The organism is Antrihabitans spumae, from assembly GCF_043944905.1.
GTDB lineage: Bacteria > Actinomycetota > Actinomycetes > Mycobacteriales > Mycobacteriaceae > Antrihabitans > Antrihabitans spumae.
On sequence record NZ_JBIMSN010000062.1, the window covers coordinates 158,473 to 185,148 of the forward strand.

The window sequence follows — 26,676 nt, forward strand, 5'->3', positions numbered from 1 at the left end:
GTCACCGCTTCGACGATGCGTTTACGGGGTGCGCACCGATACCGTCGAGATCATGAACCGATCGGCACCGCTCGACGTGACAGTCGTGATTCCGTGCCTGAACGAGGCAGGCGCACTACCTGCCGTGCTTGCTGCGCTGCCGGAGGGATTTCACGCGCTCGTCGTCGACAACGGCTCCGAGGACGACACCGCTCAGGTTGCCGGCGCACACGGAGCGCGTGTTCTCAGCCAGCCCGAGCGCGGCTACGGCGCCGCGGTCCAGGCCGGAATCCATGCTGCGACAACAGAAGTGATCGCAGTGCTCGACGGCGACGGCTCGATGGATCCGGCTGATCTGCCGCGCCTCGCGGCATTGTTGAACAGTGGCGTCGACCTTGTCGTCGGTCGTCGCAGAGGGGGACGCGGTTGGCCGTTGCATGCACGTATCGGGAACGGAATCATCGCTTTTCGGCTCAGACAGCGGTACGGTCTACCGCTGCACGACATCGGGCCGATGCGTATTGCCCGCAGAGCGTCCTACCTTTCGCTCGGTCCGCTGCATCAACGCTTCGGGTATCCGCTGGAACTGCTGATCGCGGCGGCACGTCACGACTGGACGGTGGTGGAGCGCGACATCACCTATCGTCCGAGAAGTCATGGCAAATCGAAGGTTTCAGGATCGGTGTTGGGGACCGTGCGGGTTGTCGCGGACTTCTGGGCGGTCAGCCGATGAACGTCGACGCGGCAATTCTCGTGCTGGCCAAAGCGCCGATCGCCGGTCTCGCCAAGACTCGACTGACAGCCCGGTGGTCACCGACGCAGGCCGCCGACCTCGCCGCGGCCGCGTTGCTGGACACCCTGGCCGCTGTCACCGCAGCGTCGGTCACGCACCGAATCGTCGCTCTGACGGGTGATCTCGATCGAGCGCAACGGTCGGACGAGCTTCGTCGTGCGCTTGCCGGATTCGACGTGATCGAACAGCACGGCGAGACTTTCGGGACGCGACTGGCGAACGCGCACTGTGAATCAGCCTTCCGCGTCGGCGTACCCATTCTGCAGATCGGGATGGACACGCCGCAGGCCGACGCCCGGTTGCTGACCGCATCCGCCGAATTACTCTGTGCCCCAAGCTGTACAGCCGTGTTAGGTCCAGCGGAGGACGGTGGCTGGTGGGCATTGGGACTCCGCGATCCTGCCGCCGCCGGCGTCTTGCCAACGGTCGCGATGTCGACCTCGACCACCTGTGCGTCGACCCTCGCGGCGTTGCATGGTATCGGTGTGCGGGTGCGCAGGCTTACGACCTTGCGCGATGTGGACGAACCGGCGGACGTCGGTGCCGTCGCGGCACTCTGTCCTGCCAGGTCAGAGTTCGCCACCACTGCCAACCGGTTGTCGGCCGCCGCTGCTGTGTCAGGACAGTCGTGTTAGTCGGTGCGGCGGAACTCGACATCTACGCCAGGGCACTGGCGGGCGAGAAGTGTTGGCTGCAGACCGCGGCCGGTGTACGCCAACAGCTTCCGACTCGCCGCTGGTTCGGACTCGCGGACATCACCGCATCCGACCGCTCTGTCGACGATGAGCTGACCCGCCACTGCGACGGTCCGACCGTCGATTTGGGTTGTGGACCAGGCCGTCTGGTGGATCGGCTTGTTCGTCGAGGTATTACGACACTCGGGGTCGACATCTCGCCCATGGCTGTCGCGGTGACGCGGATGCGTGGTGGACCCGCGATACAACGCGACATGTTCGCAGCGCTGCCCGGCGCGGGACGCTGGAGTTACGCCATTCTCGCCGACGGCAACATCGGCATCGGGGGAGACCCGCATCGCACGCTGCGCAGGACACGCTCGCTATTGCACGAAGGCGGTGTTGCGGTCGTCGAATTCGGCTCTCCTGGAACGGGAATCGTCTCCAGTCCAATCCGGCTGGAGACCGCTGCGGGGTTCAGTCCGTGGTATCCGTGGGCCACGGTCGGCGTGGAATGTGCACAGCGCCTCGGCGCCGCCGTTGGACTGAGAGTGCTTCGCGAGGTCGAAATCGCAGGTCGTCACATCGTCTGTCTGGCAGCGGCATGACGACCGCGCGCGGTCCGGAAGTCGCGAGCCGGATCGGTCTCGTGCTCGGCGTTGCGATCCTCGTATGCTTCGTGACCGGACTGCTCAGCCACTGGATTCAGCATCCGCCGCAATGGTTCTGGTGGCCGGCCAACCCGGTCTGGCTCTACCGCGTGACACAGGGCCTGCACGTGATCACCGGCGTCGCCGCAATCCCGTTGCTGTTGGTCAAGCTGTGGTCGGTGTACCCGAAGCTGTTCGAGAAGCCCCTCATCGGCTCGCCGGTACGCGCGCTCGAGCGCGGATCGATTGCGGTACTTGTCGGTTCGCTGGTCTTCCAGCTTGTCACGGGCCTGTTCAACGCAGCTCAGTTCTATCCGTGGACCTTCTTCTTCACGACAACTCACTATGCAATGGCCTACGTTGCCGTCGGTGCACTGCTCGTCCACATCGCAGTGAAACTGCCGATCATCCGGGATGCGCTGACGCGTCCACTGGAATCGGCGCCCGTGGAAACGGCGCAGACCGAGACCGAAGCGGGTGGCCTGTCGCGCAGAACGGTACTGGTCGGGGCAGGCATCGCCAGCGGCCTCGCGGCACTCGCGGTCGCGGGCCAGACGGTGCCCTACCTACGGCGGCTCGCGGTGCTATCGCCACGCAGTGGTGAAGGGCCGCAGGGAGTTCCGGTGAACAGGACCGCTGCCGAAGCGGGTGTCGAGCAGTCGGCGCTCGCGCCGGATTTCGAGCTGACCGTCGATATCGGCACCGCGCAAAGGACTTTCAGTCGAGCGGAATTGGCGGCGCTGCCGCAGACGTCGGCCATCCTGCCGATCGCCTGCGTCGAGGGCTGGAGTGCCTCGGCAGTATGGACGGGCGTTGTGCTTCGCGATCTGCTGCGGACGGTCGGTGACCTGCCTGACGGCGACGTTCGTATGGTCTCGCTCGAGCGGTCCGGGTTGTACGCGACGACCGTTCTGCCGCAACGCCATGTGGTCGATGCGTCGACCCTCATCGCACTCGATGTGAACGGCGCACCACTCGATCTCGATCACGGCTATCCGTGCAGGCTGATAGCACCGAACAGGCCTGGGGTGCTGCAGACCAAGTGGCTGTCGAGAATCGAGGTGGTGCAGCAATGATTCGTGCAATCAGAATCCTGTTGATCGGCACAGGAGTCGCCGCCATCGGTTACGGCGCCCTGCAGATCCTCGGACACCCAGGTGCCGAGCTACTGTCGATCATCGTGTGGTTCGCAGGTGGAATTCTTTTGCACGACGCCATCTTTGCGCCGATGTGCATCGCGCTCGGCTTCGCGGGTCGCCGCGTACTGCCGCGCAGTTGGTGGGCGCCGACCGCGGTCGGCGCTCTCGCGTCGGTCGCCCTTGTCGCCGTGGCGGTGCCCGTTGTTACCCGACGCGGCGCCAGAGCAGTCAACCCCACGATTCTCGACCGCAACTATGTTGCGGGCCTCGCGATCGCGTTGCTCGTCGTGTGGGGGCTCGTCGCGGTCGAGTTGCTGCGTCGTGACGCGTTGCCTATCGCGTCGCGATATGTGCGTCGACAATCGCGGTGATCTCTTCGCGGACACTGACTTCGGACCCGCCGAGCCGGTCGATGACACGTGCGGCCGCGACGATCGCGTCGCCTTCGGGTGCCGACCACTCGGTCGCGGACGCCACCTCGACGGCGGTGTCCAACGCCTCGAGTGGTTCGAGGGCATAGGTGAGTCTGCGGCGGGCTTTGGATCCTGAGTCCGTCGCAATGGCGGTGAGCGCCGTTCGGCTGTTCGTCGCAGCGCGGGTTGCGACAAGAACGGCTCGTCTGCCGTCGGCCGATCCGTCGTCGCGCACGAATGCCGTGCCGGCCGAAACGGCCACTGCCGCTTCGGTACCCGACTCGAACCAGACCTGTGGCAGTTCCGACGACATCACCAACACTGTCGTGCGATCGAGTGCGTCGAAGGCGTCCTTGTTCCGCCGGGTCCACTCGGCGCTGAGTACGACGACCTCTGCCTCCGAGGTAGTGAGCTGACGAAGAAGATCGGTGCCGGGAGCCGAGCTGAACCTGCACAGCACGCGTACCCGCGCGCCGCCGACGCTGGTACGTGCCGCGAAGGTTTCGAGTTCCTCAACAGCCTGGGCCATCCCGGCGAGGTCGGGGAGTCCGGCGCCGATCTCGAGTCCCGAGTTGTCGGCCGCAGGCAGGAAGCGGGAGATCAGAATCTCGGCGTGACGGCCTGCTGCGGCAGCGTTGGCGAGGTGCAGCATCCGTTCGGTCGTCACGCCGGGCGGACCGTCGACGACGACCAGCACCCGGTAGAGCTGCTCGTCACCGAGCGCAGCCTTCGCGGCCGCCTCGATGTCTCGCTGAATAGCCTTCTCCGGATAGGCGATTCGCAGTAGCGGTTCCGCGAGTGCAGTCGTCACCAGAGCCATGATCACCATCATCGTGAACAGTTCCGTGTCGAGGACGCCGAGTTCCTTGCCGATCGACAGGATCACCAGTTCGGTGAGCCCGCGGGTGTTCATCAGAATCGCGATCGCAGAACTTTGCTGCGCAGGCATGCGCTGGGACCGGGCGCCGACGTAGGCGCCGATGAACTTGCCGCCGATCGCTACGGCGAGGATCAGCAGCAGTTGCCACGCAGCGCCCGCGGTCAGCCCGACGATGTTCACGCCGAATCCGGTGACGACGAAGAAGATCGGCAGCAAAAGCAGGACGCTGATCTGTTCGAGCTTTTCGAGCACTTCCCGCGTCATCTCGTGCGCGTTGTCGCGCGGCATGATGGCGCCGAAGACGAAGGCACCGAAGATCGCGTGGATGCCGATCTCCTCGGTGATCCATGCGGACAGGAGTACTCCGACGAGGACGACTGCCAACATGTCGGGAGTGACCCGGCCTGCCTTGTTGTACCAATCGACAAGGCGGGCGAGGAGCGGGCGGACAACGCCGAACATGACGGCGGCGAACAACGCAGACAGGGCGACGATGCGGACGACCTCGAAGGGGCTGCCGCCCTTGACGATCGCGACGACGAAAGCCAGCAGCGTCCACGCGAGTATGTCGTCGATCGCTGCCGAGGCCAGAGCAAGCACGCCGACCGTGGTGCGGTGCATCTTGCGATCGGCGAGGATGCGCGCAAGGACGGGGAATGCGGTGATCGACATGGCGACGCCCATGAAGAGGGCGAGCGCGAGCAGAGAGACCTCTTGGGTCTTGTCGTCTTCGAGCGTCACGGTGTCGTGCAGCGGATGCAGCAGCAGCGTTGCCGCGGCGCCGAGCGCGAACGGCACGACGATCGATGCGATCGAGATGCTGCCCGCGGTTCGCTCGCGACCACGTATCAGTTTGACGTCGAGTTCGAGACCCACGATGAACATGAACAAGACCAAGCCGAGCTGGGCAAGTATCTTGAGTGAGGGAACGACGTCAGGGGGAAAGAGGTGGGTGTCGAGATTGCCGGGCAGTGCGCCGAGCAGACTCGGTCCGAGCGCGATGCCGGCAACGATCTCGCCGACCACAGCCGGTTGGCGTACGGCGCGGGCAAGTCGGCCGAAGAGTCTGGCGATCACGATGATCACCGAGACATCCAGAAGTACGTAACCGAAAATCTCCGCCGCGCTATGTTCCACGCACAAGAGTTCACCATGACGAGCGTTCCGAATCCATTCCAGGCTTCCGGTTCTCGACGGAAATCCGGACCCATACACGATCCGAGGTATCGCTAATGCCGGTCGACGCGGCAATACCAGCAGCAATTGCGGACTATCGCATTCTCGGGTTGCTCGGCGAGGGCAACCACGGCCGCTTCTATCTCGCGGAAGCGCCTGAGCGGCTTGGCCTTTCGGACGGCCGCGTGGCGCTGAAGGTCTTCGCGGGCCAAGTGAGCGAGGACGCCTACCGCCGTGGCGTTCGTGAACTGCGCGCCTTTGCCGCGGTGCGCTCGCCCTACCTCGTCCGAATCTACGACGCTGTCCTCGAAGACAACTTCCTCTACGCGATGGAGTACTTCCCACTCGGCTCGCTGGCCGCGCCGACACACCAGCTGACTCGTGATCAGATTCTGCGCGCACTCGTCGACGCCTCTCGAGCTGTGCACGAACTGCACGAGGCAGGCATGGTGCACGGCGATATCAAGCCCGGCAACGTGATGGTCGACGAAAACGGCGGCAAGCTCTCCGACCTCGGTTTGGTGCGGGTACTCAACTCGTCGAACACGGTGACGAGCATGGCGCCTGCGACCTCGGTCGAGTACCTCGATCCCGGCCTGCTCTACGGCGATACGCCGTCGCGGGCATCGGATATCTGGGCGATCGGCGCAACCCTCAATCGTGCGCTCAGCGGCGAAGGGCTTTACGGCGAACTTCCTGTCGGGCAGCCGATGCTCGCGATCCGCGCTGTGCATTCCGGCAAGTCCCGAATCTCGGCGAAGCTACGTCCTGAGGAAGCCGAGTTCGTTGCGTCCTGTCTGGCCAAGCCGGGCATGCGGCCGCGAACCGCCGCCGAAGTTGCGGATCGAATTGCGGCACTGATCCGCTGAGGGCGGGCTGTTCGACCTCAGCTACGCGTACCGCCCGCACGCCTCTTCGCCGCCGAGTACGCCGGTACGAAATGCGTCGACACGTGAGAATCCGCTCGGTACCGTGTCGCCGTTGACATCGCTGGCGGCAATGCCGTCGGTCAGCAGCCCCGAGACAGCTTCGTCGAGATCTCCCGGCGACAGCCGGAACGTGTCTGCGGTTGGATTGTCGGTCGGTGATCCAAGGACAGCCGTCACGTGTCCTGACAGGCAGGCCGCACGCAGGGCCGTTTTCGGGTCGGTGAGCGAGTCACCGTCTTCCTTCTGCTTCGCGAGTGTGTAGCGAGAGGCGAAGACGACGTAGGCGTTGTAATCACCGGTGACCGTGACGGGCAAGCCGAGGCCGTCGCCGGAGTCCATCGTCATCGGCGTTCCGCGCTTCTTCAGTGACGGCAGGTCGACGCCCAACGTGTTCGACTCCGGGCAGTAGGACACCGGGTCGGTAGCCTTCGCATCCGAGCAGCCGATATCGGAGCCGGAGAAATCGACTTCGGGAGTCGTCGCGACCGGCAGAATCAATTCCAGTGCCTTGGTGAAGGATTCGAGAGTGTCCTCGGTCGGAGGTAGCTCGCCGGACTCGTCCTGCTCGAACATCTGCGGCAGATCTTCACGACGCATCTCCAGCTCGCTGAGGTCGATCTTTCCGCAAGCCGATGGTCCGTCGGTGAAGCCGATCTGAACGGCGGTCACCCGTTCGAACGCCGAACCGTGCACAGCCGAGCGAGAGTTCGGATCGCTGTCACGAATCGAAACAGTCGCAGCGAGAACGGAGTTCAAGCCGTCGGAGGTGTTCATCGTGAAATGTGCCGCACGACCTTCAGCGACATGGCGCATGAAGGCGCCACCGAAGCAGTCCGCCTGTTGCTCGGCGACGATGATTTCGTCGCGCCTGTTGCCGACCAGGTTGGCCTGGTCCTGGATCGCATGACCGTACTCGTGGGCAAGCACCATCACGACGGCAATATCGGAGAACTGCTCCTCGATCGCGGGCAGCAATACCCCTCTGTCCCAGGCGATCTTGCGATCGAGCGGGCAATAGGCTGCGTTCGCAACGCCTCTCGTCGATTCTTCGCAGAACTCCTCGCGGTTGTTGCGATCGCTCGCGTCCCAGGAGAGGTAGCCGTCCACCGGCTCGAACTGGTCGCCGAAGTACTTGGGGTACTCCTCTTTCCAATAAGCTTCGATGTCTTCGAGCGCGCTGAGCGCCAGCGTGTCGATGGCGCCGTCGTCGGCGTTGTCGGCAGTGAGCGTCGGTGCGGGCGCGCCGGGCCTGAGTCCGTTCGGGCCCGATGTCGTCGGAAGCCCCGCAACGCGGAACGGGTCCGCGTAGATGGAGACGGGGGTTCCGTCGAGTGTGCTTGCGCAGCTCACGACGACCGCGGCGGTGAGGCCGAGCAGCGCGCATCTGATGGAGCGACCGAGGTTCACGGGAAGGGAGTTTATGTTAACCAGTCGTGTTCTGTCAGGGGTGCGCGGCGGCGGCATCGAATAGGATCCGCAACTATGAGTACACCCGCGATTGCCACCATCACGATCCGCGTCGACGGCGTGGACCGGGTGTGCGATTCGCGCAAGGCGGTGACCATCGGCCGTGCGCCGGAAGTCACAGTGTTCGTGGACAATCCGCTCGTATCGCGGGTCCACGCGGTGTTGACCTGGCAGGGCGGCTGGGTGCTGACCGACCGTGGGAGTACCAACGGAGTCTTCGTCGACTCGCATCGTCTGACGCAACCGCTTCGGATCGATCGGCCCATCCAGATTCGGCTCGGTGACGCGACGACCGGACCGCTGATCGCTCTGGTTCCGCATGCGCCGGGTGCCGGACGTCGGCCGACGCCGCAACCGCCGCAGCCGCACGTGCAGATGACGATGCGGGCAAGTACACAGGCGTTGCCGCCGGTTCGGCAATCTCGAACCGATCTGCCGGTCAGCCTGCCGAGTCGCATCCCGGCGGGCGGTCTCACGATCGGGCGGACCGCGGAGAACTCGATCGTCGTCGACGACGTGCTGGCATCTCGGCGCCACGCACGGCTCGTATCGACACCTCAGGGTCTCGGGATCGAAGACGTCGGCAGCGTCAACGGCACCTTCGTCAACGGCGCCAGAACGCAGAGAGCCATTCTGCGCGAAGGCGATACGGTCACCATCGGCAACATCGACTTCGTCGTCGACGGTGGCACCCTCCGGCAACGCGCGCGGGGCGCCGCCGAATCGGGTCTGGGTCTGCACGGACTCGGATTCGTCGTCGAAGGAAACAAGCAACTGCTCGTCGACGTATCGATGTCGGCGGCGCCGGGATCGCTCACGGCCATGATCGGCCCGTCCGGCGCAGGAAAGTCGACGCTGGCGAAGATCATCGCCGGGATCAATCGCCCGTCGGGTGGTGTCGTCAACTTCGAAGGCCGGAATCTGCACGCCGAATACGAAGCGCTGCGCAGTCGCATCGGCATGGTGCCGCAGGACGACGTGCTGCACCGCCAACTCACCGTTCGACAGGCGTTGCGATACGCCGCGGAGTTGCGGTTGCCGCCGGACACGACCTCCGACGACCGAGCGCGTGTGATCGACGGCGTCCTGCGTGAACTCTCGCTCACCGAGCACGCGGACACACGCGTCGATCGGCTGTCCGGTGGACAACGCAAACGAGCATCGGTCGCACTCGAACTGCTGACCAGTCCGTCACTGCTGATCTTGGACGAACCAACATCGGGCCTCGACCCTGCACTCGACCGGCAGGTCATGGTGATGCTGCGCCAACTCGCCGATGCGGGTCGCGTCGTTCTCGTTGTCACCCACTCGCTGACCCACCTCGATATGTGCGACCAGGTTCTGCTGCTGGCGCCCGGTGGGAAGACGGCCTACTGCGGACATCCGAAAGGGGTCGGCGCTGCGCTCGGTAGCTCGGACTGGGCCGAGATCTTCACCAGGGTCACCAACGATCCGGATGGAGTGTTCGCGGCCTACCGCGCGCGGAACCCGCATTTGACCCCACCGCCACCGCCGCGGTACGGCCCGCCGGGACAACCCGCGCACACCAGTACGAGCAAACAGATCTCGACGGTGGTGCGACGCCAGTTCCGGCTGATCCTTGCCGACCGTGGCTATCTCGCATTTCTGGTGGTCATGCCGTTCGTTCTCGGTGTGTTGTCGCTGGTCGTTCCCGGAAAGAACGGCTTCACCCGATCCGACCCCGAAACGTTGACCGAACCTCAGCAGATCATGACGCTGCTGATTCTCGGCGCGTGCTTCATGGGCTCAGCCCTGTCGGTGCGTGACCTGGTCGGCGAACGCACGATCTATCAGCGCGAGCGTGCGGTCGGATTGCTGCCCTCGGCATACCTTTTCGCGAAGATCATCGTGTTCTGTATCGCCGCGTTCGTGCAATCGATCGTTCTCGTCGGCATCGTGCTCGCCGGTAAGAAGGCGCCCGGCCCCGGATCGGTTCTTCCGTCCGGAAGCCTCGAATTGTTCATCGACATCGCGTTGACCGCCTGCTGCTGTGTGATGGTCGGCCTGCTGCTGTCCGCGCTGGCCCGCTCGAGCGAGCAGGTCATGCCGTTGCTCGTCGTGACGATCATGGCTCAACTGGTGATGTGCGGCGGTCTGATTCCTGTGACCGGTCGCGTTGTGCTCGATCAGTTGTCGTGGCTGTTCCCGGCGCGCTGGGGCTTCGCTGCAGGCGCGTCGACGATCGACTTGAAGAACCTGCAGATCGATCCGAGCAAGACGCTCCCGGATGGCTCGACCGTGTCGGTGGCTAAGCCGGATTCGTTGTGGGAGCACGGTGCCGGGATCTGGTTCCTCGACGTGTGGATGCTCGTTGTGCTCGGCTGTCTGCTTGCGGCTCTCACCTTGGCGCGATTGAAAGCGAAATCGTGACGGCAAGCGTCAGCCGTTCTTGCCGAACTTCTCTGCAGCTGCCTTCCACACCGCCGTCGCGTCGGCAGTGTCGAGATCCCCGGAATTGGTGAAAACCAGTACCAACGCAAGAGAATTGGCGCGCCCGACGACCGTGAGACCGGACGTCGTCTGCTGCCCTCGAGTACGTACCTCGGAGAAGCCGATCACCTCGTCGAAGCCGACCTGTTCCAGGGCTGACGTCCGCGCGAGAATCGACTTGGCCCGACCCGAGGACGTCTCGAATTCTGTTTGCGCGCAAGCGGACAGATACTGCGTCAGGTCGTCGGTCTGCGCTGGATTGCTGGCGTGAACGGACACCGTGAACGCTTGGCCGTTCGGCCCCGACCCCTGCGCGCCGGTCCAGCGGGAGCCACCGTAGATCACGTCGTCGGCGGCACGGGTGCCCGTTGCGTCTACAGCACAGTCCTGCGGCGAGATGTCGCGAACGTCGGCGTGCCGATCCTGACGGGTCGGTTGCCTTGCGGCGTCGACGATTTCCCAGTTGTCGAACACCGGTAGGGGCAGATCGAGCTGATCGATCAACCGTTCGCGATAGGGCCCGTCGGGTGCCTGACTTGCCGTTCCGGGGATCGGCGCGGACGTGCAACCGCAGGCAACGGCGGCAAGTGCCAACGCACCGGCCGTGAGGAAGGTTGCGCGGGTCGGAGCAGGTCGATGCATCGAGTCCTCGATCGCGGACGGGTACGGGTGCGGAATCGGCTGCCGCAACTATAGGTCGATGCCGACCTCGGTATTCGTCGCAGCAGTCGGGGTGTGCATGTTTCGCTCGATCGGGCAAGATACCGAGTCGGGGTAGCCCTTCGATCAGGGTGTCGGGGAAACAGGGGGAATCTTGTCCGAAAGCGTTGGCGCGGTCCATCTCGGGTGGGATGTAGTCGCCGTCGCCGCAGGTGGTGGCGGTAAGCCCACCACGTTGCTTATGGTCGACGGACAGGCGACACCGCCCGTGCAACTTTTGGCCGATGCGTCAGGACAGCTACACACCAGCGGTGTCGATGGCGGCCGACGCGATATCGGCCCTGCGATCGCCGATGTGCGCGACCTCCTCGGGCACAGCCGCATCGTCGTTGCGGGTGCGACCTGGCCCGTCGACGCGGTGTTCGGCGCCCGGTTCCACAATCCCGTCGCAGCAATACGGGCTTACCTCGGCGGCACCCCCGATGTGCTCGCATTGCCGTATCCCGACAGCTGGTCCGAGCAGTTGGTCGACTCCTACGCCGAGGTCGTCGAATCGATCGGTATTGCCGTCGAACCGATCCCCGAATCGGTAGCGCTCGCGGGTTACGTCCGCGAACGCGCGATCGTGGACAACGAGATCGGTGCAACCGTTGTCTATTCCGACGGTCGCTCGCTGCTGGTCGTCGCCGTACACGCAGACGAGTCGCGCCCGACCGAATCCGTCGACGTAGCTCTTCCTCGCGACGCGCACAACGACTCGCGCACAGCCGATTCCGTTGTCGACGACGTGGTTGCCGCTGCGCGTGACATCGACGCCGATGCGCGGCAGATCGTGCTGATCGGCAACATCGTCGACATCGAACGGCTCCGGTTCGCATTCCAGAATCACTTCGGTCGGCGCCTCGTCTTCGCCGCGGAACCGTTGCACGCCATCGCAATCGGTGCCGCCGCACTGGTCGCCGGGGCGAGTGGCGAGGGCGAGGACAGTTCGACCGTTGCGATGCCGGAACCGTCGCGTGCCTTCGGCGCCCCGTCGCCCGCCGACCACGGTGCGACCGTTCGCCACGTCGCGGCGTCGCATCGGCAGCCGAGCGTGTGGGACGTCAGTGGTCCGGCGCGGATGGTCGAACCTGTGGTCAACGGAGTGCGCGCGCACGCGGTCACGTTGATCGTCGCTGGTGCTGCCATTGTTGCCCTGATCGTGGCGTTTCTGGCATTCCGCTGGCTCACCGAACCCGAACCGCTGTCCGCCGAGGACGCTCGCGCGGCAGTTGTTGCCGCGATGCTGCCGGCCGACGAATTCGACGGTATGACCGCCAGAGAGATCGAGGACGACGTCGTCGCTGTCACAACCGGCGCCGAACTCACGTCGATGGCATGCGGATCGATACCGCTCACCGCCAAAGAGGCGGCCGGCGCGCGAGTGTCGGCCGAGCAGTCGTTCGAGGCGCCGCAGGACAGACCCGCTGACGGCGACGGCTACCGCGCGGGTGATGCACTCGCGCTGCGCGCCATGTACTACGACCCGGACACTGCCGACAGCGTGATGTCGGCAATCCTCGGCCGCGTGCAGGACTGCCCGAACGGCGCCGCGAACGACCTGCGCTACGTCGTCGCGGTGCCATCGAACGGCGAAGATCCAGGTCCACCGCTGCAAGCAGGCTCGACCCCCGAGCGGCAGAAGCCGTCCTTGGACGCACACGGTGGCGACCGACTTGCCTGGCGTGGATTGCTGCCACGGGCGAATTCGACGATCGGCAGGGTCCAGCACGTGACCTGCCTCGCCGATCGCACCGGCGATATCGTGCTGCGCGCGTGCGGCACGAGCCTGGACACGCGGCGGGCGGACGACCTGGCCGAGTTGGGAATCAGCAGGTTGCTCGAACACAAACGCTGAGGTCGGCGGCGTGAGGGGAGCACTCACTCCGGCTGACGGTTGCAAGGGCACCCTCGCGCGGGTGCCGGCGACGGTTTTGACCTGCTCGGACGATCGCGTACCCTGGCTTGTTGGCGTACGGTACGCCGGGTTGTTCGATGCCCGGTGTAAACCGAGCCCCGGGTCTCAGTTGGCCGCCGGGGGTACAACTCGACCGCTCGTCTGGCTGGCACCACCTACGAACAGACAGGGATCATCTGTGCCTACGTACAGCCCCAAGGCCGGTGACGTCACACGCACGTGGCACGTCATCGATGCCACTGACGTAGTGCTCGGCCGTCTTGCCGTACAAGCAGCGAACTTGCTGCGCGGTAAGCACAAGCCGACCTACGCAGCAAACGTCGACGGCGGCGATTTCGTCGTCATCATCAACGCCGAGAAGGTTGCCATCAGCGGCAACAAGCTCACCGGCAAATTCCTGCACCACCACTCGGGTCACCCGGGCGGTCTCAAGTCCCGCTCTGTCGGCGAGGTGCTGGCCAACAACCCGGCTCGTCTCGTGGAGAAGGCCGTCTTCGGCATGATCCCGAAGAACAAGCTCGGCAGCGTCATCGGCAGCAAGCTGAAGGTGTACGCCGGTCCGGACCATCCGCACAAGGCTCAGAAGCCGGTTCCCTTCGAAATCAAGCAGGTGGCCCAGTGACCGCACCGGAAGAGCAGAACGTGTCCGAGACTGCAGACGACCTCGCTGTCGAGGTTGCGACCGACGAATACACCGACGTCGAGCACGTCGAGGTTGCCGAGCGTCCCGCACCGGCTCCGATCGTCATCGACCGTCCGGTGCAGACCGTCGGTCGTCGTAAGGAAGCGGTTGTCCGGGTTCGCCTGACACCGGGCACCGGTCAGTTCACGCTGAACGGCCGCACGCTCGAGAACTACTTCCCGAACAAGGTTCACCAGCAGCTCATCAAGTCGCCGCTGGTGCTTGTCGAGCGCGCTGAAGCCTTCGACGTAGTGGTGCTGCTGCACGGTGGCGGACCGTCGGGACAGGCAGGCGCATTGCGTCTGGCCATCGCCCGCGCCCTCATCGAGGTCACCCCGGACGACCGTCCCGCGCTCAAGCGCGCCGGTTTCCTCACGCGTGACCCGCGTGCAGTCGAGCGCAAGAAGTACGGCCTGAAGAAGGCACGCAAGGCGCCTCAGTACTCGAAGCGCTGATCTTCAGCCACACGCAGCATGTCCAAGAGCGGGCGTCCCTACGGGGGCGCCCGCTTTTGTGTGCTCGGTCTACAGCGACACGTCGCGCACGATCTTGTACGAGAGGATGCGGTCGTCGAGGGAATGCATCATCGTCGACACCATGATTTCGTCGGCGTCGGTCAGCGCGAGCAGATCCTGGAGTTCGGTCTGGACGGTATCGGGTCCGCCGACGATGTAGCCGGCTGCGGACGGCCGCACGATCGCCTCCTGCTCCGGCGTGAGCGGATTGGCCGCAGCTTCTTCGGGGCTCGGAAAGCGGCCCGGTTTTCCGGCCCGCAGCCGAGCCATCGTCAGTTTGAGGGGCGCAGCGAGATAGTGCGCACGTTCGTCGGACTCGGCGGCGACAACCGACACCGTGACCATCGCATAGGGCTCGTCGAGGACTTCCGACGGGCGGAATGCTTCACGGTAGGTCCGCAGCGCCGGCATCGTCTGCGCAGGCGAGAAGTGCCGTGCGAAGGCGAACGGCAGGCCGAGCAGGCCCGCGACCTGTGCGCTGTAGGTGCTCGACCCGAGCAGCCACACCGCAAACTTGGCTCCGAGTCCCGGCGTCGCGGTGATCGCCCGGTAGGGATGGTCGTCGGGAAAACTGTTGTCGACGAACGCACGCAGATGCAGCAGTTGCTGCGGGAATTCGTCCTCGTTCAATTGGTCGGCCTGGCGGCGCAACGCATGGGCGGTCACCTGATCGGTGCCGGGCGCGCGGCCGATTCCGAGGTCGATTCGGTCGGGGAACAATGCGTCCAACGTTCCGAACTGCTCGGCAACAACGAGCGGCGCGTGATTCGGCAGCATCACACCGCCCGACCCGACCCTGATTCGCCCGGTTGCCGCCGCGACCTGGCCGATCATGATCGAGGGCGCCGCGCTGGCGATGCCGGGCATCGAATGGTGTTCGGCCAGCCAGAAGCGGTGATAGCCGAGCGCCTCGACCTCCTTGGCCAGCGTGATGGTGCCGCGCAGGGCGTCACCCACGGTGGACCCTTGCGCGACGGGGGACAGATCGAGGACAGAGAGTGGGACAGTCACCTCTGTGGCAACGCTGAGTCGACGCTTCGTGTTCCGTGGCGGGCTTCCAGGCGAGCGCCGTTGTGGGTGACATAACCGACAGACATCGCGAATCGATGCATGGCCTCGGGTGCGGGCGCGATACGGTCTGCGCTGGAAGAAGTACGCAAGCGATACGAGGAGTTACAGATGGCGCGGTTGTTCGGCACCGACGGGGTTCGCGGGCTGGCCAACGAGACGCTGACCGCGGCACTGGCCCTACGGATAGCGGGCGCCGCCGCGCAGGTGCTTGCCGCGGACCCGCAACGTGGCGCGCGGCCTGCCGCGGTTGTCGGGCGTGACGGTCGAGCCAGCGGTGAAATGTTGTCCGCTGCCGTCTCGGCAGGTCTTACGGCTGCCGGTGTCGACGTGATCGACATCGGGGTCGTTCCGACACCGGCCGTCGCCTACCTCACCAACGAATACGCGGCGTGTCTCGGCGTGATGATCTCCGCCTCGCACAACCCGATGCCCGACAACGGCATCAAGATCTTCGCAGCGGGTGGGCACAAACTCGACGACGATGCAGAAGACCGGATCGAGAGCGTCATCGAAAGCGGCGAGATTCGACATCCGACCGGCGCCGAGATCGGACGCATCCATGTGATCGCGGATGCGGGCGACAAATACGTCGAGCACCTCGGCGTCGCAAGCCCGGTGAGTCTGAAAGGACTCAAGGTGGTCGTCGACTGTGCGCACGGCGCCGCCTCTGTTGTCGGTCCGGCAGCGTACGCGGCAGCGGGCGCCGACGTGATCGCGATCAACGCTGCACCCGACGGACTGAACATCAACGACGGCTGCGGATCGACGCACATGGACGATCTGCAGAAAGCGGTCGTCGCGCACGGCGCCGATGCGGGCATCGCCCACGACGGCGACGGGGATCGTTGCCTCGCCGTCGATGCAACCGGTGCGATCGTCGACGGCGACGCCATCATGGCGGTGCTTGCCGTCGCGATGAGCGAATCCGGCGAACTCGCCCAGAACACCCTCGTCGCCACCGTCATGAGCAATCTCGGCCTGCATATCGCGATGAACGAGGCGGGGATCACTCTCAAGGTTACAGCGGTCGGCGATCGGTACGTGCTCGAAGAATTGCGAAGAGGTCAGTACACACTCGGTGGTGAACAGTCCGGACACGTTGTGCTGCCGAAGTTTTCGACGACAGGCGACGGTGTGCTGACCGCTCTGCGCTTGCTCGGCCGGATGGCGGACACCGGCAAGTCGCTCGCTGAGCTCGCTTCGGTGATGACGACGCTGCCGCAGGTGCTCGTCAATGTTCGAGTCAACGACAAGGCTGCGGTCGCGGTCGCACCGAAGGTCCTCGACGCGGTCGCCGCAGTCGAACGTGAACTCGGCGACAGGGGCCGAGTATTGTTGCGGCCCAGCGGAACCGAGCAACTCGTCAGAGTGATGGTGGAAGCGACCGACATCGAACGCGCACAGCGCCTTGCAGACGAGCTCGCCGAACTGGTCGGCGCGGTCTGAATTCGAGTGGAACCGGTGGGGTCCGGGAAGCGTCTTAGTTCGTAGTTGGGTTTTGTGGGGATCCGGTGCGGATCGGCTGACGGGTGGGGGTTGCGGCATGGCAATGGACATTGCTGCTGTTCGCGGCGTTGTCGAAGCCATGACGCGATCCGCTGACGCCGTCGCGCACGCGAGTAGTGGAATCGGATCGTGCAGTTTCGGGTCGGGAGCGACCGGCCGAAACTACGGACCCGAAGGTGCCGCGCTGTTTGCAGGCTACGAGCGACTACAGCGAGCTATCGACGGCTGGTCGGTCGCGATTGCGGCGGCTGCACGCGGCGTCGAGGAGACGGTCGACAGCTACGAATCGATGGACAGTTCGACCAGCACCGAACTCGGTGGCCTGCACCCGTGACCGGGGAGGTCGACGGCATCCTCGCCGAAGGGGTCCCCGGTGTCGCTCACCTGCGCCGATTGGTCGACCTGGCTCGGCGGTGCAGTACGCGCGACTGGCCCGACGACACCTTCTTCGACGCCTACGACCAGCAGCGTGGCATTCAGCTCGACCGGCTTCGCGTCGACATCGAGCAGGTGGATGCCGTGCTCGCGACGCTGGCGACCGAACGCGATTTCGCGCAAGCGCACATTCTTCGACTCGAATCGGCGTGGAACGACGACCCCGGAGCCGACGGCGCGAGGGCCAACCTTCGGTCGGTACTCGAACGCGCGACCAACGACAGTGTCGCGCTCGCCGATGTGCAGGGTGCGCTCACTGCCGCCGCACGTGCGATTCCCGCAGTGCTGCAAGGCAAAGCGGAGCTGACCCTCGCCCTGGCAGCCGATGTGGACGGCAAGTCGATCAGCGCGATAGACGTCGTGATCGGAACATCGACAAGCGACACGACTCTGCCGCTCGGCTTGCGTCGGGTCGGCGAGTTGGGAGTTGCCTTTCCGGAGCTTCCTCTGGTGACACTCCTGGCGCAGGCGCCGTTCTCCGCGACAGCAACACAGCGGGTGATCGATCATTGCAAGTCGTGGTGCGACGAGGTTTTCGTTCCTACGGTGCTGGCTCGGCTACGGGTCTTCGAGCAGTCGAACATGTTCGCAGACAACGCAATCCGAACAATCTACGCGACGGTCACCAAGGCGATGAACGCCGTCGACGACGCGCCGTACCCGTCGCCGGCTTCGGTGCAATCCGATCCTCGACCCGGCGACCGAACAACCTCCGAAGTCGGCACACCACCCAGCGCGCCGAATGCGGTTGCCCCATCGGCGTCGGTGGCGACTTCGAATGTGGCAGCACCGAATTCGGCAGTTCCCGCAGCGACACCGTCGGCACCGATTCCGCCGGTGCACAGCAACGTCGAGGGTCCTGTTCCCAATGTGGTCCAGTATCCCGAAGCGGCCGTCGAGTCCGGACCACGCGTCGATCAAGTACAGGTCGGCGCGTTGCTGACAGGGTTGATCACGGCGGCGGGTGAGGTCGTCGAAGGCCTCGTCGAGGCAGTACTGCCCGCCGTGCTGTCCGTCGTCGAACAAGCAGCAGTGGAGGAACCCGCGGAACAGCCCGTCGCGTTCGACCTCGGCGCCGACAGGATCGTCATCGACAAGCCTGCCGACGACACTCACCTCGATCTCGTCACGACCGATCAGGACGGTCGGTCGCAGTCGTTCCAGCTTGCGATCGACGACACCGGAACGCCCGTTGTGACAGATGTGGACGGAACGGAGCGTGGAGTTGTAGTTCGGAACACAGAGGCAACGCCGGCCGAGCCATCCGCGACGCCGCCGACCGAGGCGGACGAACCCGTGGCGCCTGCGCCTGCGCCCGACCCGCACACCGAGGGTCCGGTAGTACGCGCACCGAACAATCCGGTCCGCGAAGACGGCGGTGCCCAACGAGAATTTCAACCGAGAGTCATCGAACCGCGAGCCGAGCAACAGGTCGAGATACAACCGAGCGGACCTGATCCTGTCCTCGACACGATGGTGAGCGACTCGGCGGGTGCAGCGCTACCCGAGGCGGGCGACCTGTGACGGCGGCCGACGAGATCGATCAGGTTGTGGCCGGGCACCGCCGGGCGATGGCCGGGCTACGTGAAGAACTCGACTCGGCAGGTGAACGCGCTGCAATGCGGTCGCGACGAATGGTGGTCCCTTCGATCGGCGACGACTCCCGGTCGGTACCCGTCCAGGAGGACATTGCCGAACCGCAGGTCGAACCCCAGCTCGAACCGGACGACTACTTGCCGCGCAGCTGGCTGATCTGACCCAGCGGCGATTTCTTCTTGGCCACCTCTTCGACCGCAAAGGGGTCGACGAGCTGGGTCTTGGGGATAGACGAGTCTGCTTCGGCGAAGTCGGAGTACTTCTTGTCGCCGGTGAGTGTGTACAGCAGGAAGCCGGTGAGGATTGCGCGAGCCGTCTTCTGCGTTGTCTTCTCGGCTTTGCCGACGCCGAGGGCCCCCAGCACACGACGGCCTTCGAGTAGCCCGTTGCCCGACGCTTTGTCGATGCTGCGAAGCACCGCCTCGCCACCCCACGCTGCTGCGAGGTCTTTCGCATTGGAGTCGATCGCGCTGATGTCGGTTGCGCCGGCAAGGATCAGTGCTGGAGCTGTGATCTTGGGCGCAATTGCTTCGGACTTCGGTGCCGTCGGCGCCGGGAACAAGGCTGCCACCGCGGCGACCGGTCGTTGCGCCGCGGCGATGACGGCGACGCCCGCGCCCATGCCGTGGCCGGCGAAAGCGAGCTTGTCGGGATGCACGCTGATGTCGCCGTGGCCGAGTCGGATGCCGGTGCAGATGTCGAGTGTGGTCTGCAGGTCGGTCGCAAGTGCCAGGTGTGACGGGAAGGGTCCGCGCTCGGTATTCGGCGCTGCGGCGACGATTCCCCATGATGCAAGGTGCTGCAGCAGCGAGAGGTAGTTGTCTACGCCGCTCATCCAACCGTGTGCGAAGGCGACCGCGGGCAAACCCAAACCCTCGGATGGTGTGAACACAGCACCTGGCTGGCCGGCGAGCGCCAAATCGCCACGCTGCACTCGGTGTGGTCCACGACTGGCAAGTTCGGACACGAGGGATTTCACAGAAGGCGCCACAGTGGTGACGTTATCCGATGTCAGGCACCGTGCGCGGGCGGACAGCGCCGGTGCGGCCGGAAAGGCTTGCTCACCACAGTGGCCTTGCAGCCAGTTTCAACCCAGTATCCTGGTGAACCATGTGTGGAATCGTTGGGTATGTCGGACACCGTGATGCGCTCGGTGTTGTGGTCGAGGCCCTCCGACGAATGGAGTATCGCGGCTACGACTCGGCGGGAATCGCAATCCTGGACGGTGCCGGTGGCGTCGCCGTCGAACGTAAAGCGGGCCGACTTGCCAACCTGGAAGCCGAGCTGGCCGAGGTCGGTGCCGAGAACTTCACCGGCTCCGCAGGTATGGGCCATACCCGTTGGGCGACCCACGGCGGACCGACGGATCGCAACGCGCACCCGCATCGGGATGCGACCGGCAAGGTAGCCGTCGTGCACAACGGCATCATCGAGAACTTTTCGCCGTTGCGTGCCGAGTTGGAGAAGGACGGCGTCGAGTTCCGCAGCGATACCGACACCGAAGCCGCGGTTCACCTGGTCTCGCGCGCGTACGCCGAAGGCCCGACGGCGGGTGATTTCGTGGCCAGCGCGCTGGCTGCTCTTCGTCGGTTGGAAGGGCACTTCACGCTGGTGTTCACGCACGCCGATCATCCGGGCACGATCGTTGCTGCCCGCCGATCCACACCACTGGTCGTCGGTGTCGGCGACGGTGAAATGTTCGTCGGCTCCGATGTGGCGGCCTTCATCGAACACACTCGTGACGCCGTCGAGCTCGGCCAGGATCAGGTTGTCGTCATCACGGCGGACAGCTACACGATCAGCGATTTCGACGGCAACACCGACGTCGTGTCGCGGCCGTTCCGTATCGACTGGGATCTCGCGGCCGCCGAAAAGGGTGGTCACGACTACTTCATGCTCAAGGAGATCCAGGAGCAGCCTGCCGCCGTCGGCGACACGCTGATCGGGCATTTCCAGAAGGGTCGCATCGTTCTCGACGAGCAGCGGCTCTCGGATCAGGAGCTGCGCGAGATCGACAAGGTGTTCGTCGTCGCCTGTGGCAGCGCGTATCACTCCGGGCTGGTTGCGAAGTACGCCATCGAGCACTGGACGAGGCTTCCCGTCGAGGTCGAGCTCGCCAGCGAATTCCGTTACCGCGACCCGGTTCTCGACCGCTCGACCCTCGTCGTCGCGATCTCCCAGTCCGGCGAGACCGCAGACACCCTCGAGGCGGTCCGCCACGCGAAGGACCAGAAAGCCCGGGTTCTCGCGGTGTGCAACACCAACGGTTCGCAGATTCCGCGTGAGGCCGACGCGGTGCTCTACACGCGGGCGGGACCGGAGATCGGTGTCGCGTCGACCAAGGCGTTCCTCGCGCAGGTCACGGCGAACTACCTCGTCGGGTTGGCGTTGGCGCAGGCGCGAGGCACCAAGTATCCCGACGAGGTCGCTCGCGAGTTCGCCGACTTGGAAGCGATGCCCGATCTCGTCCAGCGTGTGCTCGAGACCGTGGAACCGGTTCGGGCGCTTGCCCGTGAGCTGGCGCATTCGCCGACCGTTCTGTTCCTCGGTCGCCATGTGGGTTACCCGGTGGCGCTCGAAGGTGCGTTGAAGCTCAAAGAGCTCGCCTACATGCATGCCGAAGGTTTTGCCGCGGGTGAGTTGAAGCACGGCCCGATCGCACTGATCGAGGAGGGTCTGCCCGTCATCGTCGTCATGCCGTCGCCGAAGGGGCGCGCGGTGTTGCATTCGAAGCTGCTCAGCAACATTCGCGAGATCCAGGCGCGCGGCGCCCGGACCATCGTCATTGCCGAAGAGGGTGACGAGACGGTCAGGCCGTTTGCGGACAATTTGATCGAGATCCCGGTTGCGCCGACGCTGTTGCAGCCGTTGCTGTCGACGATTCCGCTGCAGGTGTTCGCGGCGGAGGTGGCGCAGGCCCGCGGGTACGACGTCGACAAGCCGCGAAATCTCGCGAAATCGGTCACGGTCGAATAGGCGGCTCCGCCGCTCGTGAGTCTTTTCGGCGGGCCCGCCCTCCGAAAAGACTCACGAGCCGCTTGCGGCCTATTCGACGACGATTGTTCCCGTCATCTCCTGATGTAGGGCGCAGATGTAGTCGTAGGTGCCCGGCTTGTCGAAGGTGACGCTGTACTCGCCCTCTTTCATGATCGGGCTGTTGATGATCAGCCCGATGTCGCGCAGACCCGTCACGTTGTGGGCCTTGCCGTCGTCGTCGAATTCCCACCTGACCGTCTGACCGGCCTCGATGGTGATCGACTGCGGCGAGAACTTCATGTCCGACACATCGATCGTCGTCACGGGGTCCGGTGCCGGAGTTGTCGTCGTCGGCGCAGGGGCTCCAGGAACGGCGATCGTCGACGATGTCGCAGCATCGTCCGCCGGATCCTGTTGTGCGCAACCTGCGCTGAAGACGACGAGTGAGATCGCCGCTACGGCGATGGCTGCCACACGCGCGCGGCGTGAGGCGTTACGAAACTGTCCGGTCATGGTTTCCCAGCGTAGCCTCGCGACTGAGAAACCAACTCGGACACGGGACGAGGCGTATGCGCGGGTATTACACGGCCGACGAAGTACGGACCGCAGAGGCGGGGTTGTTCGACGAGGTTGCCGACGGGGTCCCGATGCGTCGTGCGGCGTACGGACTCGCGACGGTTGTCGCCGCCGAACTGCGTGCCGCGACAGGGGGTGTGGCCGGGCGCTCGGTGACACTGCTCGTCGGTTCGGGCGACAACGGCGGCGACGCGCTGTGGGCGGGTTCGATGCTGCGCCGTCGCGGTGTCGCGGTTCGCGCGGTGTTGCTCGATCCTGACCGCGCGCATGTGAAAGGTCTTGCCGCATTTCGCAAATCGGGCGGACGGATCGAAACGGACATCGGCACACCGGATGTGGTGATCGATGGAATCGTCGGCATCTCCGGATCTGGTCCGCTGCGACCGGCCGCGGCTCGGCTGGTCGAGACGATAGCTGCGCCGATTGTTGCCGCCGATCTGCCGAGCGGCGTCGACGCGAACACCGGGGCCGTCGACGGACCCGCCGTCACCGCGACAGTCACCGTCGCTTTCGGAGCGCTCAAGCCGGTGCACGCGCTGGCAGCGGCGCGCTGCGGCCGAATCGAGTTGATACCCATAGGTTTACGGCTGCCCGATGCGCGATTGCAGGCTCTGGAACCCGCCGAGGTCGGCGCACTCTGGCCGGTGCCCGGACCGTTCGACGACAAGTACAGCCAAGGAGTCGTCGGCATTCGGGCCGGCAGTGCGACATATCCGGGTGCGGCTGTGTTGTGCACCGGAGCGGCGGTCGCTGCCACGTCCGGGATGGTCCGCTATGTCGGGTCGGCGACCGATCAAGTCCTCGCGCACTGTCCCGAAGTGGTTGCCGCGCAAACAATTCGGGATGCGGGCCGCGTCCAGTCCTGGGTTGTCGGGCCCGGCGGCGGAACCGACGAGGCCGCATTGCAAGCACTGCAGGACATTCTCGCGACCGACCTGCCGGTCGTCGTCGATGCCGATGCGCTCACCTTGGTCGCCGCCGATCCCGACCTGGTGCGCAATCGGAGCGCGCCGACCGTCCTGACTCCACATGCCGGCGAATTCGCGCGACTGACCGGGAGCCCGATCGGTCTCGACCGGCTCGGCGCAGTCCGTGACCTCGCGGCGAAATGGGGTGTCACAGTGCTGCTGAAGGGACGGTCGACCCTCGTCGCTGGCTCGGGCCGCACCCTCGTCAACGACGCGGGCGGCTCGTGGGCGGCGACGGCCGGTGCAGGCGACGTCTTGTCCGGCATCATCGGCGCGCTGCTTGCGAGCGGACTCGACGCGGACCGAAGTGCCGCGGCCGCCGCTCGCGTGCATGCGCTCGCTGCCAATCTCGCCGCGACCAGGTCGGGAGACGTGGGTGCACCGATCTCGGCGAGTCCGCTGCTGGCGCAGGTGGGAGCTGCGATTCGGGTGCTTCGTGGTCAGTCCCTCGGTCCGTGATCGAATCCCGTACGCATGGTGATGGCAAAATCGTCGCTGTGACACCGGACAGTTCGCCTCTCGCACGCCAACCTCAGGTCGAGGCGATAGTCGATCTCGACGCCATTGCCCACAACGTCGGGATCTTGCGAACCCACGCGGGAAGCGCCGATGTGCTGGTCGTGGTCAAGGCCGATGCCTACAACCACGGCGCCTACGAGGTCGCGAAGACCGCGCTTGCCGCCGGTGCGACAGCGATCGGCGTGACGACGGTCGCCGAAGCAGTTGCGTTGCGCGAGGCCGGGATCGGTGCGCCGATACTGTGCTGGCTCAACACGCCGGACGCCGACTTCGCCGCTGCGGTCCGCGCAGACATCGAAATCGGTGTGGCGTCGACCGAACACCTCCGTGCTGTCGCCGCTGCCGCAAGGGCAGTTGGCGAGGCGGCGACGGTCTCGGTCAAGGTCGACACCGGACTCAACCGCAACGGCGCATCGCCGCACGAGTATCCGCACCTTCTCGACGAACTCGTCACGCTCGCTCGCCAGGGCACAGTTCGCCTCCGCGCGATCTTTTCCCACCTCGCTGTCGCGGACGAGCCACACAACCCGACCAACGACCTGCAGCGCGACCGCTTCATCGAGGCCGTCGACGCCGCGAAGGCCCGCGGGCTGACCCCGGAGTTGGTGCATCTCGCGAATTCGGCGGCCACGCTGACCCGCCCCGACCTGCACTTCGATCTGGTCCGGCCAGGCATCGCGGTGTACGGGCTCACTCCGGTGCCCGACATCGGCGACTTCGGGCTGATTCCTGCGATGACCGTGCGCGCACGGGTCGCGTTGGTCAAGGAGGTCGCCGCAGGCGAGGGTGTGTCCTACGGCCACGAGTGGACCGCCGAACGCGACACGACGGTCGCCCTGCTGCCGATCGGGTACGCGGACGGGCTGCCACGTGCGCTCGGCGGCAAATTCGAGGTACTGCTCGGCGGCGCGCGGCGGCCGAGTATCGGCCGGGTCTGCATGGACCAGGTTGTCGTCGACCTCGGTCCCGATGCTGGCGGGGTCGCCGCCGGCGACGAGGCGGTCCTGTTCGGAAGTGGCAAGAACGGCGAGCCGACGGCGCAGGACTGGGCAACGACGCTCGGCACCATTCACTACGAAGTGGTGACCGGCATTCGCGGTCGTGTGGTCCGCAACTACGTCGGCGGAGCTGCCGAGTGAAACGGCGTCGTGCGGGACAGATCGGTGGCGCTGCGAGCGCGGCGGCCCTCGGCCTTGTTGCGGGCGGTCGAGCGGTTCGCCGAGCAGCGCGACGCAAGAACAACGACGTCTATGCCGACGAGAACTTCGCACTGATCGACGAGGACCGCGCAAGCGTCGTCAGCGCCGACGACGGTATCGAACTGGCCGTCAGAGAATTCGGTCCACCCGACGCTCCGGTGACGGCGATCTTCATCCACGGCTTCAGCAATCGAATGACTTCGTTTCATCTGCAGCGCCGGCTGCTGACCCAGCGGTGGGGAACAGACGTTCGGATGGTGTTCTTCGACCTTCGTGGGCACGGGCTTTCGGGTCAGCCGCCGGACGAGCACTGCAGCATCGACCAACTGGGTGCGGATCTGGTCAGCGTCATCCGTGCGAAGGCGCCACGTGGCCCGCTACTGCTCGTCGGGCACTCGATGGGCGGCATGACGGTGCTCGCCGCTGCCCGACTGCAGCCGGAACTCTTCCGCGACCGGGTAATCGGTGTCGGCTTGCTCTCGACGACGGCAGCGGGACTTTCGCAGGTCGGTCTCGGCCGCAATCTGCGCAGCCCGGCGATAGACGGTTTCAGGCTGGCCGTACGCGCCTCGCCAGGCGTGGTGCAATTCGGCCGCATGGCTGCGCGTGCGCTGGTGTGGCCGGTACTGCATGCGGCGTCGTTCCGCACCGAAGTGAGCCCGAGTCTTGCGAAGTTCGCCTACGAGATGATCGACGAGACGTCGGTCGTGACGATCGTGAAGTTCCTCCGCGCACTCGAACTGCACGACGAATCCGACGCGTTGCCCGTGCTCGAGTCGTTACCGACGTTGGTCCTTTCCGGCGACGCCGACCTCGTCATTCCCACGTCGGGAGCCCGCCGGCTTGCTGCCGCGCTACCGCACAGCGAACTTGTCGTTGTGCACCGTGCGGGCCATATGGTGCACCTCGAATTCCCGGACCTCGTCAACGACGCCATCGAACGTCTGCTTGACCGAGCGCTCGAATTCCACGACTCGGACCCGACTCATGCCCGCTGAGTGGACGCTGCCGACCACGGCGGACACCGAAGAATTCGGCAGGATGCTCGCAGGCGAACTTGCCGCAGGCGATCTGGTCGTGCTCGACGGTCCGCTCGGTGCGGGCAAGACCGCGTTGACGCGCGGGATCGCGGCAGGTCTCGGCGTGGTCGGCAGGGTGAGTTCGCCGACCTTCATCATCGCGAGGCAGCACCGCGCGGGCCCGCACGAGGGAGCGGTCGCGCTGGTACACGTCGACGCCTACCGGCTCGGTGGGGGCGACCACCTATTGGACGACCTCGATGCACTCGATCTGGACACCGAACTCGAGCATGCCGTCGTTGTCGTCGAATGGGGTGCGGGGGTCGTCGAACATCTCGCCGAACGGCACCTGCTCGTCGCGTTGCGCCGCGAACCCGAATCGGATGTGCGCACGGTCACCTGGGAGTGGAAGACGAGCTGATCTGCGTCCGCGTATCGTTGGCCCA

At 65.3% G+C, this 26,676-nt stretch carries 25 protein-coding genes; 19 read left to right on the forward strand and 6 right to left on the reverse strand.

All coding sequences use genetic code 11. The features are described from left to right. Window positions 1–52 precede the first annotated feature (52 nt). The 5 genes from ACHIRB_RS16020 to ACHIRB_RS16040 are packed head-to-tail and all read left to right on the forward strand — an operon-like array spanning window position 53 to window position 3,606. Window positions 53–712, forward strand: a complete 660-nt coding sequence (locus ACHIRB_RS16020; protein ID WP_395112032.1) for a glycosyltransferase family 2 protein — start codon at window positions 53–55, stop codon at window positions 710–712. Beyond that, the gene (locus ACHIRB_RS16025; protein WP_395124132.1) at window positions 709–1,407 is read left to right on the forward strand and encodes a TIGR04282 family arsenosugar biosynthesis glycosyltransferase; all 699 of its coding nucleotides are present in this window, start codon (window positions 709–711) and stop codon (window positions 1,405–1,407) included. Before ACHIRB_RS16020 ends, ACHIRB_RS16025 begins: the two co-directional genes overlap by 4 nt. Next, window positions 1,401–2,054 (forward strand): methyltransferase domain-containing protein, encoded by a 654-nt coding sequence (locus ACHIRB_RS16030; protein WP_395124131.1) that lies wholly within the window; start codon window positions 1,401–1,403, stop codon window positions 2,052–2,054. The genes ACHIRB_RS16025 and ACHIRB_RS16030 overlap by 7 nt, the downstream gene beginning before the upstream one ends. Beyond that, the gene (locus ACHIRB_RS16035) at window positions 2,051–3,172 is read left to right on the forward strand and encodes a molybdopterin-dependent oxidoreductase (protein WP_395112028.1); all 1,122 of its coding nucleotides are present in this window, start codon (window positions 2,051–2,053) and stop codon (window positions 3,170–3,172) included. Before ACHIRB_RS16030 ends, ACHIRB_RS16035 begins: the two co-directional genes overlap by 4 nt. Beyond that, complete coding sequence (locus tag ACHIRB_RS16040; RefSeq protein WP_395112027.1) at window positions 3,169–3,606, forward strand: hypothetical protein; 438 nt, start codon at window positions 3,169–3,171, stop codon at window positions 3,604–3,606. Before ACHIRB_RS16035 ends, ACHIRB_RS16040 begins: the two co-directional genes overlap by 4 nt. On the opposite strand, the gene ACHIRB_RS16045 is transcribed toward ACHIRB_RS16040, so the two are convergent. Beyond that, a complete protein-coding gene (locus ACHIRB_RS16045) occupies window positions 3,569–5,665 on the reverse strand; it encodes a cation:proton antiporter (RefSeq protein WP_395112025.1) in 2,097 nt (698 codons plus the stop codon). The two genes, ACHIRB_RS16040 and ACHIRB_RS16045, sit on opposite strands and share 38 nt — an antisense overlap. A 95-nt stretch (window positions 5,666–5,760) precedes the next feature. Between ACHIRB_RS16045 and ACHIRB_RS16050 the strand changes: the two genes are divergently transcribed. Beyond that, complete coding sequence (locus ACHIRB_RS16050) at window positions 5,761–6,573, forward strand: serine/threonine-protein kinase (protein ID WP_199703242.1); 813 nt, start codon at window positions 5,761–5,763, stop codon at window positions 6,571–6,573. A 21-nt stretch (window positions 6,574–6,594) separates the two neighbouring features. On the opposite strand, the gene ACHIRB_RS16055 is transcribed toward ACHIRB_RS16050, so the two are convergent. After that, window positions 6,595–8,040 carry a neutral zinc metallopeptidase gene (locus ACHIRB_RS16055; protein ID WP_372433115.1) on the reverse strand — a complete coding sequence of 482 codons (1,446 nt, stop codon included), beginning with the start codon at window positions 8,038–8,040 and terminating at the stop codon, window positions 6,595–6,597. 75 nt (window positions 8,041–8,115) lie between these two features. Between ACHIRB_RS16055 and ACHIRB_RS16060 the strand changes: the two genes are divergently transcribed. Continuing rightward, on the forward strand, window positions 8,116–10,491 hold the full coding sequence (locus tag ACHIRB_RS16060; protein ID WP_199703241.1) for an FHA domain-containing protein: 2,376 nt from the start codon (window positions 8,116–8,118) through the stop codon (window positions 10,489–10,491). A gap of 9 nt (window positions 10,492–10,500) precedes the next feature. Here ACHIRB_RS16060 and ACHIRB_RS16065 read toward each other — a convergent pair whose 3' ends face one another. Then, entirely contained in the window at window positions 10,501–11,193 is a 693-nt protein-coding gene (locus tag ACHIRB_RS16065; protein WP_395124130.1) for a hypothetical protein, read from the reverse strand. Window positions 11,194–11,365: 172 nt separating this feature from the next. Between ACHIRB_RS16065 and ACHIRB_RS16070 the strand changes: the two genes are divergently transcribed. From ACHIRB_RS16070 to rpsI, 3 genes are all read left to right on the forward strand, one after another. After that, window positions 11,366–13,108, forward strand: coding sequence for a hypothetical protein (locus tag ACHIRB_RS16070; RefSeq protein ID WP_395124129.1), 1,743 nt, complete (start codon window positions 11,366–11,368; stop codon window positions 13,106–13,108). Window positions 13,109–13,346: 238 nt separating this feature from the next. Then, a complete protein-coding gene (gene rplM, locus ACHIRB_RS16075) occupies window positions 13,347–13,790 on the forward strand; it encodes a 50S ribosomal protein L13 (RefSeq protein WP_199703238.1) in 444 nt (147 codons plus the stop codon). Then, a complete protein-coding gene (gene rpsI, locus ACHIRB_RS16080; protein ID WP_395112020.1) occupies window positions 13,787–14,305 on the forward strand; it encodes a 30S ribosomal protein S9 in 519 nt (172 codons plus the stop codon). Before rplM ends, rpsI begins: the two co-directional genes overlap by 4 nt. A 69-nt stretch (window positions 14,306–14,374) precedes the next feature. On the opposite strand, the gene ACHIRB_RS16085 is transcribed toward rpsI, so the two are convergent. Beyond that, complete coding sequence (locus ACHIRB_RS16085) at window positions 14,375–15,376, reverse strand: LLM class flavin-dependent oxidoreductase (RefSeq protein WP_395112019.1); 1,002 nt, start codon at window positions 15,374–15,376, stop codon at window positions 14,375–14,377. Window positions 15,377–15,544: 168 nt separating this feature from the next. Between ACHIRB_RS16085 and glmM the strand changes: the two genes are divergently transcribed. The 4 genes from glmM to ACHIRB_RS16105 all read left to right on the forward strand — a co-directional run bounded on the left by glmM (window position 15,545) and on the right by ACHIRB_RS16105 (window position 19,134). After that, a complete protein-coding gene (glmM, locus tag ACHIRB_RS16090; protein ID WP_395112017.1) occupies window positions 15,545–16,882 on the forward strand; it encodes a phosphoglucosamine mutase in 1,338 nt (445 codons plus the stop codon). 97 nt (window positions 16,883–16,979) lie between these two features. Beyond that, window positions 16,980–17,276 (forward strand): hypothetical protein, encoded by a 297-nt coding sequence (locus tag ACHIRB_RS16095; protein ID WP_395112016.1) that lies wholly within the window; start codon window positions 16,980–16,982, stop codon window positions 17,274–17,276. Further along, window positions 17,273–18,901 (forward strand): hypothetical protein, encoded by a 1,629-nt coding sequence (locus ACHIRB_RS16100; RefSeq protein WP_395124128.1) that lies wholly within the window; start codon window positions 17,273–17,275, stop codon window positions 18,899–18,901. The genes ACHIRB_RS16095 and ACHIRB_RS16100 overlap by 4 nt, the downstream gene beginning before the upstream one ends. Beyond that, window positions 18,898–19,134: a hypothetical protein gene (locus ACHIRB_RS16105; protein WP_199703233.1), complete on the forward strand. Its 237-nt coding sequence runs from the start codon at window positions 18,898–18,900 to the stop codon at window positions 19,132–19,134. Before ACHIRB_RS16100 ends, ACHIRB_RS16105 begins: the two co-directional genes overlap by 4 nt. Here ACHIRB_RS16105 and ACHIRB_RS16110 read toward each other — a convergent pair. Next, the gene (locus ACHIRB_RS16110) at window positions 19,107–19,964 is read right to left on the reverse strand and encodes a dienelactone hydrolase family protein (protein ID WP_199703232.1); all 858 of its coding nucleotides are present in this window, start codon (window positions 19,962–19,964) and stop codon (window positions 19,107–19,109) included. The genes ACHIRB_RS16105 and ACHIRB_RS16110 overlap by 28 nt on opposite strands. Window positions 19,965–20,083: 119 nt before the next feature. Here ACHIRB_RS16110 and glmS point away from each other — a divergent pair, with 119 nt between their 5' ends. After that, a complete protein-coding gene (gene glmS / locus ACHIRB_RS16115; RefSeq protein WP_199703231.1) occupies window positions 20,084–21,949 on the forward strand; it encodes a glutamine--fructose-6-phosphate transaminase (isomerizing) in 1,866 nt (621 codons plus the stop codon). Window positions 21,950–22,018: 69 nt separating this feature from the next. Here the strand turns inward: glmS and ACHIRB_RS16120 are convergent, their stop codons facing one another. Beyond that, window positions 22,019–22,462, reverse strand: a complete 444-nt coding sequence (locus tag ACHIRB_RS16120) for a cupredoxin domain-containing protein (RefSeq protein ID WP_395124127.1) — start codon at window positions 22,460–22,462, stop codon at window positions 22,019–22,021. A 56-nt stretch (window positions 22,463–22,518) separates the two neighbouring features. Between ACHIRB_RS16120 and ACHIRB_RS16125 the strand changes: the two genes are divergently transcribed. Genes ACHIRB_RS16125 through tsaE form a run of 4 tightly spaced genes read left to right on the forward strand, consistent with a single transcriptional unit; the run spans window position 22,519 to window position 26,651 of the window. Continuing rightward, a complete protein-coding gene (locus ACHIRB_RS16125; RefSeq protein ID WP_395124126.1) occupies window positions 22,519–23,952 on the forward strand; it encodes an NAD(P)H-hydrate dehydratase in 1,434 nt (477 codons plus the stop codon). A gap of 38 nt (window positions 23,953–23,990) precedes the next feature. Continuing rightward, window positions 23,991–25,151: an alanine racemase gene (gene alr / locus ACHIRB_RS16130; protein ID WP_395124125.1), complete on the forward strand. Its 1,161-nt coding sequence runs from the start codon at window positions 23,991–23,993 to the stop codon at window positions 25,149–25,151. Then, entirely contained in the window at window positions 25,148–26,209 is a 1,062-nt protein-coding gene (locus ACHIRB_RS16135) for an alpha/beta fold hydrolase (RefSeq protein ID WP_395124124.1), read from the forward strand. The genes alr and ACHIRB_RS16135 overlap by 4 nt, the downstream gene beginning before the upstream one ends. Continuing rightward, complete coding sequence (gene tsaE / locus ACHIRB_RS16140; RefSeq protein ID WP_395114112.1) at window positions 26,199–26,651, forward strand: tRNA (adenosine(37)-N6)-threonylcarbamoyltransferase complex ATPase subunit type 1 TsaE; 453 nt, start codon at window positions 26,199–26,201, stop codon at window positions 26,649–26,651. The genes ACHIRB_RS16135 and tsaE overlap by 11 nt, the downstream gene beginning before the upstream one ends. Window positions 26,652–26,676: the final 25 nt, after the last annotated feature.

What these genes read in the sequence shown, in the direction of transcription:
- ACHIRB_RS16095 (WP_395112016.1), top strand. Translation starts at nt 16,980, where the DNA reads ATGGCAATGGACATTGCTGCTGTTCGCGGCGTTGTCGAAGCCATGACG.
- glmS (WP_199703231.1), top strand. Translation starts at nt 20,084, where the DNA reads ATGTGTGGAATCGTTGGGTATGTCGGACACCGTGATGCGCTCGGTGTT.
- tsaE (WP_395114112.1), top strand. Translation starts at nt 26,199, where the DNA reads ATGCCCGCTGAGTGGACGCTGCCGACCACGGCGGACACCGAAGAATTC.
- ACHIRB_RS16025 (WP_395124132.1), top strand. Translation starts at nt 709, where the DNA reads ATGAACGTCGACGCGGCAATTCTCGTGCTGGCCAAAGCGCCGATCGCC.
- ACHIRB_RS16125 (WP_395124126.1), top strand. Translation starts at nt 22,519, where the DNA reads ATGCGCGGGTATTACACGGCCGACGAAGTACGGACCGCAGAGGCGGGG.
- ACHIRB_RS16050 (WP_199703242.1), top strand. Translation starts at nt 5,761, where the DNA reads ATGCCGGTCGACGCGGCAATACCAGCAGCAATTGCGGACTATCGCATT.
- ACHIRB_RS16060 (WP_199703241.1), top strand. Translation starts at nt 8,116, where the DNA reads ATGAGTACACCCGCGATTGCCACCATCACGATCCGCGTCGACGGCGTG.
- glmM (WP_395112017.1), top strand. Translation starts at nt 15,545, where the DNA reads ATGGCGCGGTTGTTCGGCACCGACGGGGTTCGCGGGCTGGCCAACGAG.
- ACHIRB_RS16120 (WP_395124127.1), bottom strand. Translation starts at nt 22,462, where the DNA reads ATGACCGGACAGTTTCGTAACGCCTCACGCCGCGCGCGTGTGGCAGCC.
- ACHIRB_RS16020 (WP_395112032.1), top strand. Translation starts at nt 53, where the DNA reads ATGAACCGATCGGCACCGCTCGACGTGACAGTCGTGATTCCGTGCCTG.
- ACHIRB_RS16040 (WP_395112027.1), top strand. Translation starts at nt 3,169, where the DNA reads ATGATTCGTGCAATCAGAATCCTGTTGATCGGCACAGGAGTCGCCGCC.
- ACHIRB_RS16065 (WP_395124130.1), bottom strand. Translation starts at nt 11,193, where the DNA reads ATGCATCGACCTGCTCCGACCCGCGCAACCTTCCTCACGGCCGGTGCG.
- ACHIRB_RS16035 (WP_395112028.1), top strand. Translation starts at nt 2,051, where the DNA reads ATGACGACCGCGCGCGGTCCGGAAGTCGCGAGCCGGATCGGTCTCGTG.